The sequence below is a fragment of the Pusillimonas noertemannii genome, from assembly GCF_003096595.1.
Taxonomy (GTDB): domain Bacteria; phylum Pseudomonadota; class Gammaproteobacteria; order Burkholderiales; family Burkholderiaceae_B; genus Pusillimonas; species Pusillimonas noertemannii.
The window spans coordinates 1-16132 of sequence record NZ_QEKO01000008.1; the positions used below are offsets into that span (position 1 = coordinate 1).

The window sequence follows — 16132 nt, forward strand, 5'->3', positions numbered from 1 at the left end:
TGTCGTAGGCCAGGGCGCTGTCGATCGGGTGGTTCAGCACATAGTCCACGATGTCGACCAGTACCTGGTCGGGCTCGGGACGGACGTTGGAAATGGGGGCGGACATGCGGCTTCCTGTGATGGTTCCTGATTGCGGAAGACGCCGGCCAAGGCCGGCGTCTGTCGGTGTGGTGCCGATGCGGGCAGGCCCGCCGTCAGCGGCGCTTGCTGATCGGCACGAACTTGCGGTCTTCGGGGCCCACGTAGTTGGCGGTGGGCCGGATGATCTTGTTGTCGATGCGCTGCTCGATGATGTGGGCCGCCCAGCCGGCGGTGCGTGCAATGACGAACAGCGGCGTGAACATGGCCGTGGGCACGCCCATCATGTGATACGACACGGCCGAGAACCAGTCCAGGTTGGGGAACATCTTCTTGGCGTCCCACATGACAGTCTCGAGCCGCTCGGCGATGTTGTACATCTTCATGCTGCCGGCGCTGCGCGACAGCTTGCGGGAGACTTCCTTGATGACCTGGTTGCGGGGGTCGGACACGGTGTAGACGGGATGACCGAAGCCGATGATGACCTCTTTGTTTTCAAGCCGCTGGCGTATGTCGGCCTCGGCCTCATCGGGCGAGGCGTAGCGTTTTTGTATCTCGAACGCGACTTCGTTGGCGCCGCCGTGCTTGGGCCCGCGCAGCGCCCCGATGCCGCCGGCGATGGCCGAATACATGTCCGAGCCGGTGCCGGCAATGACCCGGCAGGTGAAGGTCGAGGCGTTGAATTCGTGCTCGGCGTACAGGATGAGCGAGGTATGCATGGCCCTGACCCATTCGCTGCTTGGCGCCGTTCCATGCAGCAGATGCAGGAAGTTGCCGCCTATGCTGTCGTCATCGGTATGCACATCGATGATGCGCCCATTGTGGCTGTAGTGGTACCAGTACAGCAGTGCGGGGCCCAGGCAGGCCATGAGGCGGTCGGCGATGTCGCGGGCATCGGGCAGATTGTGGTCGTCCTTTTCGGGCAGCGTGCAGCCCAGGACGGAGGCTGCGGTGCGCATCACGTCCATGGGGTGGCTGGCCGCGGGCAGGCACTGCAGCGCCAGCTGCAGGGCTTCGGGCAGCCCCCGCAGGCGGCGCAGCTTTTCTTTGTAGGCCTTGAGCTCTGCCCGGGTGGGCAGGCTGCTGTGGACCAGCAGGTGGGCGATTTCCTCGAATTCGCTGGTGTCGGCGATATCAAGAATGTCGTAGCCGCGGTAGTGCAGGTCGTTGCCGCTTCGCCCCACGGTGCACAGGGCCGTGTTGCCGGCCACGACGCCCGACAGGGCGACGGACTTCTTGGGCTTGGGGGCGGGGGCGGCGGTTTTCTTTGTCGCGGTTGCCATGGCTTGTCTCCGTAGGGTCAGCGGGTATCGCCGAAGTTCTGATGAAAAAACGCCCCACGAGCTGTTGGGCCGCGGGGCGTATTGGAAGGCCTTCGTATCGACAGGCCCTGTTGCCGGCTGCGGATCAGCCCAGCAGGTCTTTGACGCCGTCGCGTTCTTCCAGAAGCTCGTTCAGCGTGTGGTCCATGCGCTCGCGCGAGAAGGCGTCGATTTCAAGGCCCTCGACACGCGTGTATTCGCCATTGGCGGTGGTAACGGGCACGCCGTAGATGATGCCTTCGGGAATGCCGTAGGAGCCGTCGGACGGCACGCCCATGGTAACCCACTTGCCGTTGCTGCCCAGCACCCAGTCGCGGACGTGGTCGATGGCGGCGTTGGCGGCCGATGCGGCCGACGACAGGCCGCGCGCGTCGATGATGGCCGCGCCGCGCTTGCCCACCGTGGGGATGAAGGTGTCGCGGTTCCAGGCGTCGTCATTGATGAGCTGGGCCAGGCCCTGGCCTTCGACCGTGGCGAAGCGGATATCGGGATACATGGTGGGCGAGTGGTTGCCCCACACGATGAGTTTCTCGATGTCGGCCACGCGCTTGCCCGACTTGGAGGCCAGCTGGGTGAGGGCGCGGTTGTGGTCCAGGCGCAGCATGGCGGTGAAGTTCTTGGCGGGCAGGTCGGGGGCCGACTTCATGGCGATGTAGGCGTTGGTGTTGGCGGGGTTGCCGACCACCAGCACCTTGACGTCGCGGCTGGCGACGTCGTTCAGGGCCTTGCCCTGGGCGGTGAAGATCTGGGCGTTGACCTGCAGAAGGTCCTTGCGCTCCATGCCGGGGCCGCGCGGGCGGGCGCCCACCAGAAGGGCGACGTCGGCATCTTTGAAGGCCTCGCGCGGATCACTGTGGGCGGTCATGCCGGCCAGCAGCGGGAATGCGCAGTCGTCCAGTTCCATCATTACGCCCTTGAGGGCCTTCTGGGCCTTCTCGTCGGGGATTTCGAGCAGTTGCAGAATGACGGGCTGGTCTTTGCCCAGCATTTCGCCCGAGGCGATACGGAACAGCAGGGCGTAACCAATTTGGCCGGCGGCGCCGGTGACGGCGACGCGCATGGCGGGTTTGGACATGGAGATCTCCGGTGTGATGATAAACAAATGTCCAGCATCGATTGACGCAAAAGGGCGGTCGCACCGGCCGTTTGGCGTCAATCGACTCTGGATGGCATTCGCTAGTTTAAAACGATAGAAGATTAGAGGAAATCAAAAACAGCGTCAATCTTATATCTTATATAAGACAGAAGAGTGTTAGACAGAAAATGTGAACCGTGCGAAAATAGCGGGCGTTTCACGAAATTCCCATCGCTCTCGAAAACGTCTTTTCATGTCCGACAAACCCTCGACAGATTCCGCGCCCGACACCGAGCGCGCTGCAGCCAGCGCGGCCTACAGCCCGTTGTACCAGCAGATCAAGGGTTTGCTGCTGCAAAGCCTCGACCGGGGCGAGTGGAAACCGGGCGAGGCCATTCCCAGCGAGCTCGAACTTGCGTCGCGCTTCCAGGTCAGCCAGGGCACGGTGCGCAAGGCCATCGACGAGCTCGCCGCCGAAAACCTGCTGCTGCGCCGGCAGGGCAAGGGCACCTTCGTGGCAACCCACCACGAAGCCAAGGTGCGTTTCCGCTTCCTGCGCCTTACCCCCGACGACGGCAAGCAGCCGGTGTCGGGCAGCCAGATACTCGATTGCCGCCGCGTCAAGGCGCCTGTCGACATTGCCCGCCTGCTCGACTTGCGGGCCGCCGACATCGTCGTCAACCTCCGGCGCCTGCTGTCCTTTGACCAGGTGCCCACCATACTTGACGACATCTGGCTGCCGGGCTCGGTTTTCCGCGGGCTTACCGCCGATTCCCTGTCGCGCTACAGGGGGCCGCTGTATGCTCTGTTCGAGTCCGAATACGGCGTCAGCATGGTGCGCGCCGAAGAAAAAATCCGCGCCATGGCGGCGGCGGGCGAACCGGCCCAGTTGCTGGGCGTCGAGCCCGGCACGCCGTTGCTGCAGGTTGAACGGGTTTCCTATACCTATGGCGACCGGCCCATGGAGGTCCGCCGCGGCCTTTATGTCACCGAACGCTTTCATTACCGAAACAGCTTGAACTAGAAGGAGTGTGTTCCTTATTTGATCGTCTTCGTCCAAATAGGCGAAAATACTCCGTATCGCTTTGCAATAATTACTTGTTACAACCTTGAGGCCGTCATGTCCGATTCAGCTTCCAAACCGCGCCCGCAGTTTCGCAATCTAAGCGCCGCGCAGCTACTTAGTTACCACCTCCCGCTTGCCGGCAAGTCCTCAATTTTGCATCGCGTCAGCGGCGCCCTGCTGTTCCTGAGCCTGCCGCTGATCCTTGTACCTCTCTTCGCAGCCAGCATCACTTCGCCCGAAAGCTATGCCGCCATGCGCGAATGGGTGGGGCACCCCGTCTGTAAGCTCATCCTGCTGGTGTTGATCTGGGGTTACCTGCACCACTTCTGTGCCGGCATTCGCTATCTCGTGTTCGACCTGCATATCGGCACAGAGAAGGCATCGATGCAAAAATCCGCCGGGATCGTCTTCGGAGTCAGCCTGGCCCTGACCGTGGTATTTGGTCTCAAACTGTTCGGAGCATGGTAATGACGACTCAGCAACGTCTTGGCACGAAACGCCTCGTGGTAGGGGCGCATTACGGCACTCTCGATTTCATCGTTCAGCGCTGCACGGCCATCATCATGGCCATCTACACACTGATCATCTTCTTCGGCTTCCTCTTTTCCTCGGAAATGAACTTCGAAGCCTGGCAGCATCTTTTCACCTTCCATCTGGGCGTGCTGCCCGTGGGCCAGTTGTTGGCGACGCTGGCCTTTTTCTCTGTCGCCTGGCATGCCTGGATCGGCGTGCGCGATATCTGGATGGACTACGTCACCTCGGCCGGCCTGCGCCTTTTCCTGCAGGTCCTGACTGTGCTGTGGCTGGTGGGTTCTATCGTTTATTTCGCTAAAGTTCTCTGGAGTCTATAAGCCGTGGCTGCTGTCAAACATTCCCTACCTCGCCGCCAATTCGATGTGGTGGTCGTAGGTGCCGGCGGGGCCGGCATGCGTTGCTCGCTGCAACTGGCGCAAGCGGGCCTGTCGGTCGCCGTATTGTCCAAGGTCTTTCCCACCCGCTCGCACACCGTTGCGGCGCAGGGCGGCGTCAGCGCCTCGCTGGGCAACATGAGCGAAGACAGCTGGTACTGGCACATGTACGATACCGTCAAGGGTTCCGACTGGCTCGGCGACCAGGACGCCATCGAATTCATGTGCCGTGAAGCGCCCAACGCCGTGTACGAGCTCGAGCATTTCGGCATGCCGTTCGACCGCAACCCCGACGGCACCATCTACCAGCGTCCCTTCGGCGGCCACACGGCCAATTTCGGCGAAAAGCCCGTTCAGCGCGCCTGTGCGGCGGCCGACCGTACCGGCCATGCCATGCTGCACACGCTGTATCAGCGCAACGTCGCGGCACGCACGCAGTTCTTCGTCGAATGGATGGCGCTCGACCTCCTGCGCAACGAGGCCGGCGACGTGCTGGGCGTCACCGCGCTCGAGCTCGAAACGGGCGATATCTACGTCCTTGAAGCCAAGCAAACCGTGCTGGCCACCGGCGGGGCGGGCCGCATCTGGGCCGCGTCCACCAATGCCTTCATCAACACCGGCGACGGCCTGGGCATGGCGGCACGTGCCGGCCTGCCGCTCGAAGACATGGAGTTCTGGCAGTTCCACCCCACCGGGGTGGCCGGGGCGGGCGTGCTCATCACCGAAGGCGTGCGCGGCGAAGGCGGCATTCTGCTCAATAAAGACGGCGAGCGCTTCATGGAGCGCTATGCGCCCACGCTCAAGGACCTGGCCCCGCGCGACTTCGTTTCGCGCTCCATGGACCAGGAAATCAAGGAAGGCCGCGGCTGTGGCCCCAATGGCGACCACATTCTGCTCAAGCTCGACCACATCGGCGCAGAAACCATCATGAAGCGCCTGCCTTCCATCCGCGAGATCGCCATCAAGTTCGGCAACGTCGATCCCATCAAGGATCCGATCCCCGTCATTCCCACCATCCATTACCAGATGGGCGGCCTGCCCACCAACATCTACGGCCAGGTCATGGATTGGCGCAACGGCGAGAACAAGCCGGTGCAGGGCCTTTACGCAGTGGGCGAATGCGCGGCCACCTCGGTGCACGGCGCCAACCGCCTGGGCACCAACTCGCTGCTCGACCTCATCGTGTTCGGCCGCGCCGCGGGCAACCACATTGTCGAATCGCACCCCGAGCGCCAGCACGCTCACCAGGCCATCCCCGAATCGGCCATCGACTACTCGCTCGACCGGGTCGACCAGCTTGAAAAGCGCAGCTCGGGCGAAAATGTCTACGAAGTGCACAACGCCATGCGCAACAGCATGCAGAACCACTGCGGTGTGTTCCGCACGCTCAAGCTGCTCAACGAAGGCGTTACCGACATGGAGCAAATCGCCGACCGCTGCGACAACGTCTACTTCAAGGACAAGTCCAGGGTCTGGAACACGGCCCGCATGGAGGCCCTCGAGCTGGCCAACATGAAGGAAGTGGCGCTGGCCACCACCAAGTCGGCCGCCAACCGCACCGAAAGCCGCGGCGCCCACGCCCTCGACGACCACCCCGAGCGCGACGACGAAAACTGGCTGCGCCACACCCTGTGGTTCTCCGAAGACCGCCGCCTCGAATACAAGCCTGTGCAAATGAAGCCGCTAACCGTCGAGAGCTTCCCGCCCAAGGCACGGACCTTCTAAGCAGGATACAGAAATGAGCGAAAAACGTATCGTCAAATTTGAGATCTACCGCTACGACCCCGACAAGGACGAGCGTCCCTACATGCAGAAGCTCGAGGTCGAGCTGCAGCCCAACGACAAGATGCTGCTCGACGCGCTGGTGCGCATCAAGCACGATGTCGACGACAGCCTGGCGCTGCGCCGTTCGTGCCGCGAGGGCGTGTGCGGTTCCGACGCCATGAACATCAACGGCAAGAACGGCCTGGCCTGCACCACGAACCTGCGCGAGCTAAGCGAACCCATCGTGCTGCGTCCCTTGCCCGGTCTGCCCGTGGTGCGCGACCTTATCGTCGACATGACGCACTTCTTCAATCAGTACCATTCGATCAAGCCCTTCCTGATCAACGACCAGCCGCCGCCCGAAAAAGAGCGTCTGCAAACCCCCGAGGCGCGCGAAGAAATCGACGGCCTGTACGAGTGCATCCTGTGCGCCTGCTGCTCCACGGCCTGCCCGTCGTTCTGGTGGAACCCCGACAAGTACGTGGGCCCGGCAGGCCTGCTGCAAGCCTACCGCTTCATCGTCGACACGCGCGACGAGGCCACGGCCGAGCGGCTCGACAACCTCGAAGATCCCTACCGTCTGTTCCGTTGCCACACCATCATGAACTGTACAGACGTCTGTCCCAAGGGGCTCAACCCGGCGAAAGCCATTGGCAAGATCAAGGAGCTCCTGGTCCGTCGCACTATCTAAGGCGATAGCCCAATGAAAAAACAGTCGGAAATCGACCGCCCGCGCTTGCGTTGGCGAGCCCGGCGCGGTTTGCTGGAAAACGACCTGATCATCACGAAGTTTCTCGATCAGTTCGAAGACGAGCTTACCGATGCCGATGTGCACGCCCTCACTCAGCTGTTCGAGATGGGGGACAATGAATTGCTTGACGTATTGCTGGCCCGTACCCAGCTCGAAGGAGAATACGATACTCCCGAGCTGCGTCGCCTGGTCGCGCAAATGCGAGAGCTGTAATATTTAGAGGATTGATAAAGATGCAACTATCAGATAAAAAAGCCACCCTGTCGCTATCCGACGGCAGCGCGTCCGTCGAATTCCCTGTATATCAGGGCACGATCGGGCCTGATGTCATCGATATTCGCAAGCTCTACGGCCAAACGGGCATGTTCACCTACGATCCGGGCTTCCTGGCCACGGCGTCATGCGAGTCGTCGATTACCTATATCGACGGCGACAAGGGCCAGTTGCTGTATCGCGGATATCCCATCGACCAGCTCGCGCAAAACTGCGACTTCATGGATGTCAGCTATCTGATCCTGAACGGCGAGCTGCCCAATGCCGAGCAAAAGCGCGAGTTCGATTCCCTGGTCACGAACCACACCATGGTTCACGAGCAGATGCACATGTTCCTGCGCGGCTTCCGCCGCGACGCGCATCCGATGGCAGTGCTTACGGGCCTGGTCGGCGCGATGTCGGCCTTCTACCACGACTCCACCGACATCACCAACGCCCGTCACCGAGAAATCTCGGCCATCCGCCTGATCGCCAAGCTGCCTACCCTGGTGGCCATGGCATACAAGTACTCGATGGGCCAGCCGTACATCTATCCGCAGAACGACCTGTCGTACACGGGCAATTTCCTGCGCATGATGTTCGCCACGCCTTGCGAAGACTACAAGGTCAATGACGTGGTCGAGCGCGCGCTCGACCGCATCTTCATCCTGCACGCCGACCACGAGCAGAATGCATCGACTTCCACGGTTCGCCTTTGCGGCTCGTCGGGCACCAATCCGTTCGCCGCCATTGCCGCGGGTGTCGCATGCCTGTGGGGCCCCGCTCATGGCGGCGCCAACGAAGCCTGCCTGCAGATGCTCGAAGAGCTGCAGGCCAACGGCGGCGTGGCCAAGGTTGGCGAGTTCATGGAGAAGGTCAAGGACAAGAATTCGGGCGTTCGCCTGATGGGCTTTGGCCATCGTGTGTACAAGAACTACGATCCGCGCGCCAAGCTCATGCAGGAAACCTGCAAAGAAGTGCTGGGCGCCTTGGGCCTGGAAAACGATCCGCTGTTCAAGCTGGCGATGGAACTCGAGCGCATCGCCCTCGAAGACCCGTACTTTGTCGATCGCAAGCTGTACCCCAATGTCGACTTCTACTCGGGCATCGTGCAGCGCGCCATCGGTATTCCCACTTCGATGTTCACGGCCATCTTTGCGCTGGCCCGCACGGTGGGCTGGATCGCCCAATGGAACGAGATGCTGTCCGATCCCGACTACAAGATCGGCCGTCCGCGTCAGCTGTACACGGGTCATGCTCCGCGCGACATCGCCAAGTAATACCGGCTGCGGCTCCGTTCGAAAGCTGTGCAAAAACGCCCTTCGGGGCGTTTTTTGCGTTTGAGCCCGCTGGGTGCCTGCCGTACATCCACAGGCCATGCGCCGCATCCTTCGTGCTCGTAACGCTTGCCTGAAGAGGCCTTAGCCAGTTGTAAACGCTAGTGATACACTGCCCTGTCCCGAAGTCTCTGAAAGACAAAAAAAAGCAGGGCAAAGAAAGAGGAGTGATTGCGCATGCTCACGGTAATCGCGCGGTGTGCATCGGTTTTGGCAGGTTTGCTGGCGGGCGTGGCAATGGCGGCGCAGGCCGCGCCAGAAGCCATTTTCGTCAATGCCAAGGTGTTTACCGCGGATGAGGCCAGGCCTTCGGCCGAGGCGTTTGCAGTGCAGGGCGGCCGCATACTGGCCGTTGGCGAACAGGACGAAGTCCTGGCGTACAAGGGGCCGCGGACGCAGGTGGTGGATCTGCAGGGCAAGCGTGTATTGCCGGGCCTGATCGATGCGCACACCCACGCGGTGATTGGCGGCTTGGCCGCCTTGTCGCCCAATCTGCAAGACGAAGAGCTGGACATTGCGGCCGTCAGGCGGCGCGTGCAGATCTGGCACGATGAGGCGCGCGGCGAAGCGGGCGCGCCCCTGGTGGTCTTCGGCGTGAACCCGGGCACCTGGAAGGATCCACAGGCTTTGGCCGAAGTCTTCGACGCGGGTGGCTGGGCGTCCCAGCCTTTGCTGCTGATGGGCTCGGACTTGCACACCGCCTGGGCCAACCGCGCCATGCGCGCCAAAGCGGGCATCGATGCGGCGTATGCGCGCAGCCTGACGGCCGCGCAGCGACACACGGTGGGCGTGGGAGCCGACGGCGAGCCGGACGGCATCCTGGTCGATGCCGGAGTCGACCTAGTGACCATGCAACTGCCCAAGCCGGACGAGAACCTGTTGCTGGAGGCCGGAAAGTTTGCCGTGCGCGCCAACAACCGCTATGGCATCACGGCCTGGATGGACCCGGCCGCCAACGCCGGTCCCGGCGAGGCGCTGTTTTCACGCGCCCCCGGCAGCACGGGGACGGGTATATTGCCGGCCTATCGCGCCTTGGCCGAGGCCGGTGCCCTGACTGCGCATGTGGCGGCCTTGCTGGTGGCCAGCCCGATCAGCGACGCCGCCGACCTCGAGCGGCTGAACACCGTTCGCGAGCAATTTCAAGGCACGCCGAACCTGACCCTGCCGGGCATCAAGATATTCGCCGACGGCGTGCTGGAGTACCCGGCGCAAAGCGCAGCCCTGCTGGGCCAATACGGTAACTCGGGCAAGCGGGGCGAAATGCTGCTAACCCGCGAGGGCTTGCAGGCCCTGGTCGATGCGGCCGATGCGCGCGGCTGGCTCGTGCATATCCATGCTCTGGGCGATCGCGCCGTACGCGAGTCCCTGGATGCCTTCGAGGCGGCGCGCAAGCATCGCGACAGCGGCGTGCGTCACTCCATCACGCATCTGCAGCTGGTGGACGCCGGGGACTATCCGCGCTTTGCACATCTGGGCGTCATCGCCGTCATGCAATTGCATTGGGCGGAAATCGACAATTACCTGCTTGATCTGGTCAAGCCCTATCTGAGCGAGACGGCGTTCATGGGACAGTATCCGGCGCGTTCGCTGCAAAAGCAGGGCGCGGTGATCGCCGGCGCCAGCGACTGGCCCATCTCGACGGCCAACCCCTGGGAGGCCATGCATCATGCAATGACGCGCCAGGGGCCGGAGGGTGGCTTGAACCCCGCCGAGCGCCTGGACAAAACCAGCATGCTGCTGGCGTATACCCGCCACGCCGCACAGGCCATAGGCCTGGCGGACAAGATAGGCACGCTGGCGCCGGGCAAGCAGGCGGACTTCATTGTCGTCGACCGCGACGTGCTCGAGGTCGACGCCGAGTCGCTGAAGCAGACGCAGGTGCTGGAGACCTACTTCGCCGGGGCCAGGGTGTACGCGGCGCAGTAGGCGTTGCCTACACAAAAAAACCGGCAAAGCTCGAAAGCTTTGCCGGTTCGATGGGTTGCGTCAGGCGCAAGCGGGAGCGAATAGCTTACAACTGCACCTGCCCGGCTTCTTGCTGTGCATCGACCACCGCCAGTGCCGTCATGTTGACGATGCGGCGCACGGTGGCGCTGGTGGTGAGGATGTGCACGGGGCGCGCCGCGCCCAGCAGGACCGGGCCCATCGCCACACCGTTGCTGCCTGTCATCTTGAGCATGTTGTAGGTGATGTTGCCGGTGTCGAGATTGGGAGTGATGAGCAGGTTGGCCGGGCCCTTCAGGGTGGACTCGGGGAAGGCCTTGAGGCGGATCTTCTCGGACAGGGCGGCGTCGGCGTGCATTTCGCCGTCGACCTCGAGCTGGGGCGCGCGTTCGGCGATGATCTGACGGGCGCGGGCCATTTTGCGCGAGGATTCGGTGACGCGGCTGCCGAAGTTGGAGTGCGAGAGCAGGGCGATCTTGGGTATGACCCCGAAGCGCAAGACTTCGGCGGCGGCCTGGATGGTCATGTCGGCGATCTGCTCGGCCGTGGGGTTTTCATTGACGTGGGTATCGCAGATGAACAGCGTCTGGTCGGGCAGCATGAGGACGTTCATGGCTGCATAGGTCTGGGCGTCTTCGCGCAGGCCTATGACTTCGTCGACGTAGCGCAGCTGGTTGTCGTAGCGGCTGGCCGCGCCGCACAGCAGGGCGTCGGCGTCTCCGCGCTGCAGCAGCATGACGCCGATCAGCGAGTTGTGCTTGCGCACCATGGCCTTGGCGATGTCGGGCGTGACGCCGTTGCGGCCTTGCAGCTTGTAGTAGCCGCTCCATGTTTCGTTGAAGCGCTCGTCGTCTTCGGGGTTGACGATCTCGATGTTTTCGCCGGGGTTGAGACGCAGGCCGAACTTCTCGATGCGCATCTCGATGACGGCGGGGCGGCCGATCAGGATGGGATGCGCGATTTTCTCGTCGATGACGACCTGGGCGGCGCGCAGGACGCGCTCGTCTTCGCCGTCGGCATAAATGACGCGCTTGGGCGCGTTCTTGGCCTGCATGAACAGCGGCCGCATGAGCTGGCCGGTGTGGTAGACCAGGCTCATGAGCTTCTGGCGGTAGGCTTCGATGTCGGCGATGGGGCGGGTGGCCACGCCCGAATCCATGGCGGCTTGCGCCACGGCGGGGGCGATCTTGACGATCAGGCGCGGGTCGAAGGGCTTGGGGATGATGTACTCGGGCCCGAATGTAAGGTCTTGGCCCGCATAGGCGTTGGCGACCTCGTCGTTCTGCTCGGCCTCGGCCAGTTCGGCGATGGCGCGAACGCAGGCGAGCTTCATTTCTTCGTTGATGACCGTGGCGCCGACGTCCATGGCGCCCCGGAAGATGAAGGGAAAGCACAGGACGTTGTTGACCTGGTTAGGATAGTCGGAACGCCCGGTGGCCATGACGCAGTCGGGGCGAGCAGCCTTGGCGGCCTCGGGACGGATCTCGGGTTCGGGGTTGGCCAGGGCCAGGATGAGGGGGCGGTCGGCCATGCTCTTGACCATGTCGGCGGTCAGCACGCCGGGCGCCGAGCAGCCCAGGAAGACGTCGGCGTCGCGGCATACGTCGGCCAGCGTGCGGGCGTCGGTCTTTTGTGCATAGGCGGCCTTGGTGGGCTCCATATTGCTTTCGCGGCCTTCGTAGATGACGCCGCGCGAATCGACCACGAAGATGTTCGAGCGGGGCACGCCCAGGCTGACCAGGAGGTTGAGGCAGGCAATGGCGGCCGCGCCGGCCCCCGAGCATACGAGCTTGACCGAGCCGATGTCCTTTTCGACGACCTTGAGGCCGTTGAGGATGGCGGCGGCCGAAATAATGGCGGTGCCGTGCTGGTCGTCGTGGAAAACGGGGATCTTCATGCGCTCGCGCAGCTTCTTCTCAATATAGAAGCACTCGGGAGCCTTGATGTCTTCGAGGTTGACGCCGCCCAGGGTGGGCTCGAGTGCGGCAATGATGTCGACCAGCTTGTCGGGGTCGGTTTCATTGAGTTCGATGTCGAAGACGTCGATGCCGGCGAACTTCTTGAACAGGCAGCCCTTGCCCTCCATGACCGGCTTGGCGGCCAGCGGGCCGATGTTGCCCAGCCCGAGCACCGCGGTGCCGTTGGTGATGACGCCCACCAGGTTCGAACGCGAGGTATACATGGCGGCGGCCTCTTCGCCTCCGGCGTGGATGGCCATGCTGGCAACCGCCACGCCCGGAGAGTAGGCCAGCGACAGGTCGTCCTGGTTGGCCAGCGTCTTGGTGGGCGTTACCGAGATCTTGCCCGGGGTGGGGTAGGCGTGGTAGTCGAGCGCCAGTTTCGAGAGGTCCGCGTTGGCATCCATCTTGGGTGTAACTCCTGAAAGCGAAAAGCAAAAAATAATGTGTCCGGCCGGTCTGGAGCCCGGCCCCTTGAAACCGGTCTTGGCTGGCGAGATCTGCCGTGATGACTGAATTGTACAGAGCGTAAGTGTAATGCGTCGGTCATGAAGCCCCGGAACGGCCGGAAGTGTCAGTTATCGTCCACGCTTTTTGCGTCGAGGCCCGTTCCTTGGGGGATTGCGCGTTACATATAAGGGGTTTGTAGGTATACTACCCGTACTACGGCTAATCAAGGCGTCGTACACGTTGCCTTCTGCCCCCCGCTATCCGCTAACCGGTCTGGCCGTGTCGCGGAAGGTTGTCCTGCATCATAACGAGTGAGACACTCGGATAGGTGAAGCGCTTATATGTCATCGGAAACAGAACTTTTATCCAACTCTTATCTTTTCGGTAGTAACGCCCCATACGTAGAGGAACTCTACGAATCCTACCTGGACAACCCAGGTTCGGTTTCCGAGCAATGGCGCACTTACTTCGATCAGCTACAGCATCAGCCTGCCACTGACGGCCAGGAAATCACCCGCGACCAGGCCCACGCGCCCATCATCGAGTCGTTCGCGCAGCGCGCCAAGGCCAATGCCTTCTTTGCCCGCGCGCAAGAACCCGATCTGGCGGTTGCCGGCAAGCAGGTTTCCGTCCAGACGCTTATCGCCGCCTATCGCACCCTGGGTGTGCGCGTAGCCGATCTCGATCCGCTGAAGCGCCAAGAGCGCCCCACCATCCCCGAGCTCGACCCCGCGTTCTATGGCCTTACCGAGGCCGATCTCGACCAGGTCTACGCGGCGACCAATACGTATTTCACCAAGGCCGACACCATGACCATGCGCGACATGCTCAAGGCCCTGCGTGACACCTATTGCCGCAGCGTCGGCGCCGAGTTCATGCACATCTCCGATCCGGCCGCCAAGCGCTGGATCCAAGAGCGCCTCGAGTCCAGCGTGGGCGTGCCCGCGTTCTCGGCCGAGCGCAAAACGCGCATCTTGCAGCAGCTTACCGAGGCCGAAGGCCTCGAACGCTATCTGCACACCAAATACGTCGGTCAAAAGCGCTTCTCACTTGAAGGCGGCGAAAGCTTCATCGCCTCCATGGACGAAGTCGTCAACCATGCCGGCGAGAACGGCGTGCAGGAAATCGTCGTGGGCATGGCCCACCGCGGCCGCCTCAACATGCTGGTCAACATCATGGGCAAGATGCCCAGCGACCTGTTCGCCGAGTTCGAAGGCAAGCACAGCCAGGCCCTTACCGACGGCGATGTCAAGTACCACAACGGCTTTTCCAGCGATCTTTCCACGCGCGGGGGCCCCGTCCACCTGTCGCTGGCCTTCAACCCCTCCCACCTCGAAATCGTCAATCCGGTGGTCGAGGGCAGCGTGCGCGCGCGCCAAGAGCGCCGCGGCGACAAAGACCGCAGCCAAGTGCTGCCGGTGCTGGTGCACGGCGACGCCGCCTTCGCGGGCCAGGGCGTGGTCATGGAAACCCTCAACCTGGCGCAGACCCGCGGCTACGGCACGGGCGGTACGCTGCACATCGTCATCAACAACCAGATCGGCTTCACCACGTCCGACCCCCGCGACACGCGTTCCACGCTGTATTGCACCGACGTCGTCAAGATGATCGAGGCGCCGGTGTTCCACGTCAACGGCGACGACGCCGAAGCCGTGGTCTACGTCACGCAGCTGGCCCTTGATTATCGCCGCGAGTTCAAGCACGACGTCGTGGTCGACATCGTCTGCTTCCGCAAGCTGGGCCACAACGAGCAAGACACTCCTTCGCTCACCCAGCCGCTGATGTACAAGCGCATCGGCCAGCACCCCGGCACCCGCAAGCTGTACGCCGACAAGCTCGTCGCCCAAGGCGTCATGAGCGAAGGCGAACCCGACGATCTCGTCAAGGGCTACCGCCAGCTCATGGAAGACGGCAAGCGTACCGTCGAGCAAGTGCTTACCGACTACAAGAACAAGTACTCGACCGACTGGACACCCTTCCTCAGCGCCAAATGGACCGACCAGGCCGACACCGGTGTCCCCGTTGCCGAACTTACCCGCATTGGCGAAAAGATCACCTCGGTGCCCGAGGGCTTCACCGTCCATCCCCTGGTCAACAAGCTGCTCAACGACCGGCTCAAGATGGCCCGTGGCGAAGCCAGGCTCGACTGGGGCATGGGCGAGCACCTGGCCTTTGCCACATTGGTGGCATCGGGCTATGCCGTGCGCATCACCGGCCAGGATTCGGGCCGGGGCACGTTCACCCACCGCCATGCGGTGCTGCACGATCAAAAGCGCGACCGCTGGAACGACGGCGCCTATATCCCGCTGCAGAACGTCTCCGACAAGCAGGCGCCTTTCCTGGTCATTGATTCGGTGCTCTCCGAAGAAGCGGTTCTGGCTTTCGAATATGGTTACGCCACGGCCGAACCCAATACGCTCACCATCTGGGAAGCCCAGTTCGGCGACTTCGTCAACGGCGCCCAGGTCGTGATCGACCAGTTCATTTCATCGGGCGAATCCAAGTGGGGCCGCCAGTGCGGCCTGACGCTCATGCTGCCCCACGGCTACGAAGGCCAGGGCCCCGAGCACTCGTCGGCCCGCATCGAGCGCTTCCTGCAGCTGTGCGCCGACAACAACATGCAGGTGGTGCAGCCCACCAACGGCGCGCAGATCTTCCACGTGCTGCGTCGCCAGATGATCCGTCCGTTCCGCAAGCCGCTGGTCATCTTCACGCCCAAGTCGCTGCTGCGCAACAAAGACGCCACGTCGCCGCTCAGCGACCTCGAGGGCCAGTTCCAGCTCGTCATTGGCGAACAAGACGAAACCATCGATCCCGCAGCCGTCAAGCGCGTGCTCGTGTGCTCGGGCAAGGTGTATTACGATCTGGTTCATGCGCGCGCCGACGCCGGCCGTTCCGACATCGCCATCCTGCGCGTCGAGCAGTTGTATCCGTTTGCCCACAAGGCCTTCCAGGCCGAGCTGCAAAAATATGCCAACGCCAAGGAAATCGTCTGGGTACAAGACGAACCGCAGAATCAGGGCCCCTGGTTTTATATTCAGCACCATTTGTACGAGAATATGATGGAAGGCCAGCGCCTGGGCTACGCAGGGCGCAGTGCGTCGGCCTCGCCGGCGGTGGGCTATCTGGCCAAGCACCAGGAACAGCAGCGCAATCTGCTTGAACAGGCCATGGCTGCCAAATTCAAGGGCTTCATGCTGACCAAGTAACGAACATCAAACATCACG

Annotated in this window: 12 protein-coding genes; 9 read left to right on the forward strand and 3 right to left on the reverse strand. The window is 62.5% G+C overall.

Going from position 1 to position 16132, the window contains the following annotated elements:
- Positions 1–194: 194 nt before the first annotated feature.
- The gene (gene prpC, locus C7440_RS17580) at positions 195–1361 is read right to left on the reverse strand and encodes a bifunctional 2-methylcitrate synthase/citrate synthase (protein WP_116519393.1); all 1167 of its coding nucleotides are present in this window, start codon (positions 1359–1361) and stop codon (positions 195–197) included.
- A 124-nt stretch (positions 1362–1485) separates the two neighbouring features.
- Positions 1486–2475 (reverse strand): malate dehydrogenase, encoded by a 990-nt coding sequence (locus tag C7440_RS17585; RefSeq protein ID WP_017524218.1) that lies wholly within the window; start codon positions 2473–2475, stop codon positions 1486–1488.
- A gap of 253 nt (positions 2476–2728) precedes the next feature.
- On the opposite strand from C7440_RS17585, the gene C7440_RS17590 reads away from it, so the two are divergent.
- From C7440_RS17590 to C7440_RS17625, 8 genes are all read left to right on the forward strand, one after another.
- The gene (locus C7440_RS17590; RefSeq protein ID WP_017524219.1) at positions 2729–3499 is read left to right on the forward strand and encodes a GntR family transcriptional regulator; all 771 of its coding nucleotides are present in this window, start codon (positions 2729–2731) and stop codon (positions 3497–3499) included.
- A 96-nt stretch (positions 3500–3595) separates the two neighbouring features.
- Positions 3596–4009: a succinate dehydrogenase, cytochrome b556 subunit gene (gene sdhC / locus C7440_RS17595; RefSeq protein ID WP_026067889.1), complete on the forward strand. Its 414-nt coding sequence runs from the start codon at positions 3596–3598 to the stop codon at positions 4007–4009.
- Positions 4009–4392 carry a succinate dehydrogenase, hydrophobic membrane anchor protein gene (gene sdhD / locus C7440_RS17600; RefSeq protein WP_116519394.1) on the forward strand — a complete coding sequence of 128 codons (384 nt, stop codon included), beginning with the start codon at positions 4009–4011 and terminating at the stop codon, positions 4390–4392. Before sdhC ends, sdhD begins: the two co-directional genes overlap by 1 nt.
- Before the next feature lie 3 nt (positions 4393–4395).
- Positions 4396–6174 (forward strand): succinate dehydrogenase flavoprotein subunit, encoded by a 1779-nt coding sequence (gene sdhA, locus C7440_RS17605; RefSeq protein WP_026067890.1) that lies wholly within the window; start codon positions 4396–4398, stop codon positions 6172–6174.
- Between the two features lie 13 nt (positions 6175–6187).
- Positions 6188–6904: a succinate dehydrogenase iron-sulfur subunit gene (locus tag C7440_RS17610; RefSeq protein WP_017524223.1), complete on the forward strand. Its 717-nt coding sequence runs from the start codon at positions 6188–6190 to the stop codon at positions 6902–6904.
- A gap of 12 nt (positions 6905–6916) precedes the next feature.
- Positions 6917–7177 carry an FAD assembly factor SdhE gene (locus tag C7440_RS17615; RefSeq protein WP_116519395.1) on the forward strand — a complete coding sequence of 87 codons (261 nt, stop codon included), beginning with the start codon at positions 6917–6919 and terminating at the stop codon, positions 7175–7177.
- Between the two features lie 20 nt (positions 7178–7197).
- Positions 7198–8496, forward strand: a complete 1299-nt coding sequence (gltA, locus tag C7440_RS17620; protein WP_116519396.1) for a citrate synthase — start codon at positions 7198–7200, stop codon at positions 8494–8496.
- Between the two features lie 234 nt (positions 8497–8730).
- Entirely contained in the window at positions 8731–10479 is a 1749-nt protein-coding gene (locus tag C7440_RS17625; protein WP_051019259.1) for an amidohydrolase, read from the forward strand.
- Between the two features lie 85 nt (positions 10480–10564).
- Here the strand turns inward: C7440_RS17625 and C7440_RS17630 are convergent, their stop codons facing one another.
- Entirely contained in the window at positions 10565–12862 is a 2298-nt protein-coding gene (locus C7440_RS17630; protein ID WP_017524227.1) for an NADP-dependent malic enzyme, read from the reverse strand.
- A gap of 384 nt (positions 12863–13246) precedes the next feature.
- Here C7440_RS17630 and C7440_RS17635 point away from each other — a divergent pair, with 384 nt between their 5' ends.
- Positions 13247–16114 (forward strand): 2-oxoglutarate dehydrogenase E1 component, encoded by a 2868-nt coding sequence (locus C7440_RS17635; protein WP_116519397.1) that lies wholly within the window; start codon positions 13247–13249, stop codon positions 16112–16114.
- Positions 16115–16132: the final 18 nt, after the last annotated feature.

Excerpts from the sequence above, each read along its gene's own strand:
- prpC (WP_116519393.1), bottom strand. The coding sequence starts at position 1,361 with ATGGCAACCGCGACAAAGAAAACCGCCGCCCCCGCCCCCAAGCCCAAG.
- C7440_RS17585 (WP_017524218.1), bottom strand. The coding sequence starts at position 2,475 with ATGTCCAAACCCGCCATGCGCGTCGCCGTCACCGGCGCCGCCGGCCAA.
- C7440_RS17590 (WP_017524219.1), top strand. The coding sequence starts at position 2,729 with ATGTCCGACAAACCCTCGACAGATTCCGCGCCCGACACCGAGCGCGCT.
- sdhC (WP_026067889.1), top strand. The coding sequence starts at position 3,596 with ATGTCCGATTCAGCTTCCAAACCGCGCCCGCAGTTTCGCAATCTAAGC.
- sdhD (WP_116519394.1), top strand. The coding sequence starts at position 4,009 with ATGACGACTCAGCAACGTCTTGGCACGAAACGCCTCGTGGTAGGGGCG.
- C7440_RS17610 (WP_017524223.1), top strand. The coding sequence starts at position 6,188 with ATGAGCGAAAAACGTATCGTCAAATTTGAGATCTACCGCTACGACCCC.
- C7440_RS17615 (WP_116519395.1), top strand. The coding sequence starts at position 6,917 with ATGAAAAAACAGTCGGAAATCGACCGCCCGCGCTTGCGTTGGCGAGCC.
- gltA (WP_116519396.1), top strand. The coding sequence starts at position 7,198 with ATGCAACTATCAGATAAAAAAGCCACCCTGTCGCTATCCGACGGCAGC.
- C7440_RS17625 (WP_051019259.1), top strand. The coding sequence starts at position 8,731 with ATGCTCACGGTAATCGCGCGGTGTGCATCGGTTTTGGCAGGTTTGCTG.
- C7440_RS17630 (WP_017524227.1), bottom strand. The coding sequence starts at position 12,862 with ATGGATGCCAACGCGGACCTCTCGAAACTGGCGCTCGACTACCACGCC.
- C7440_RS17635 (WP_116519397.1), top strand. The coding sequence starts at position 13,247 with ATGTCATCGGAAACAGAACTTTTATCCAACTCTTATCTTTTCGGTAGT.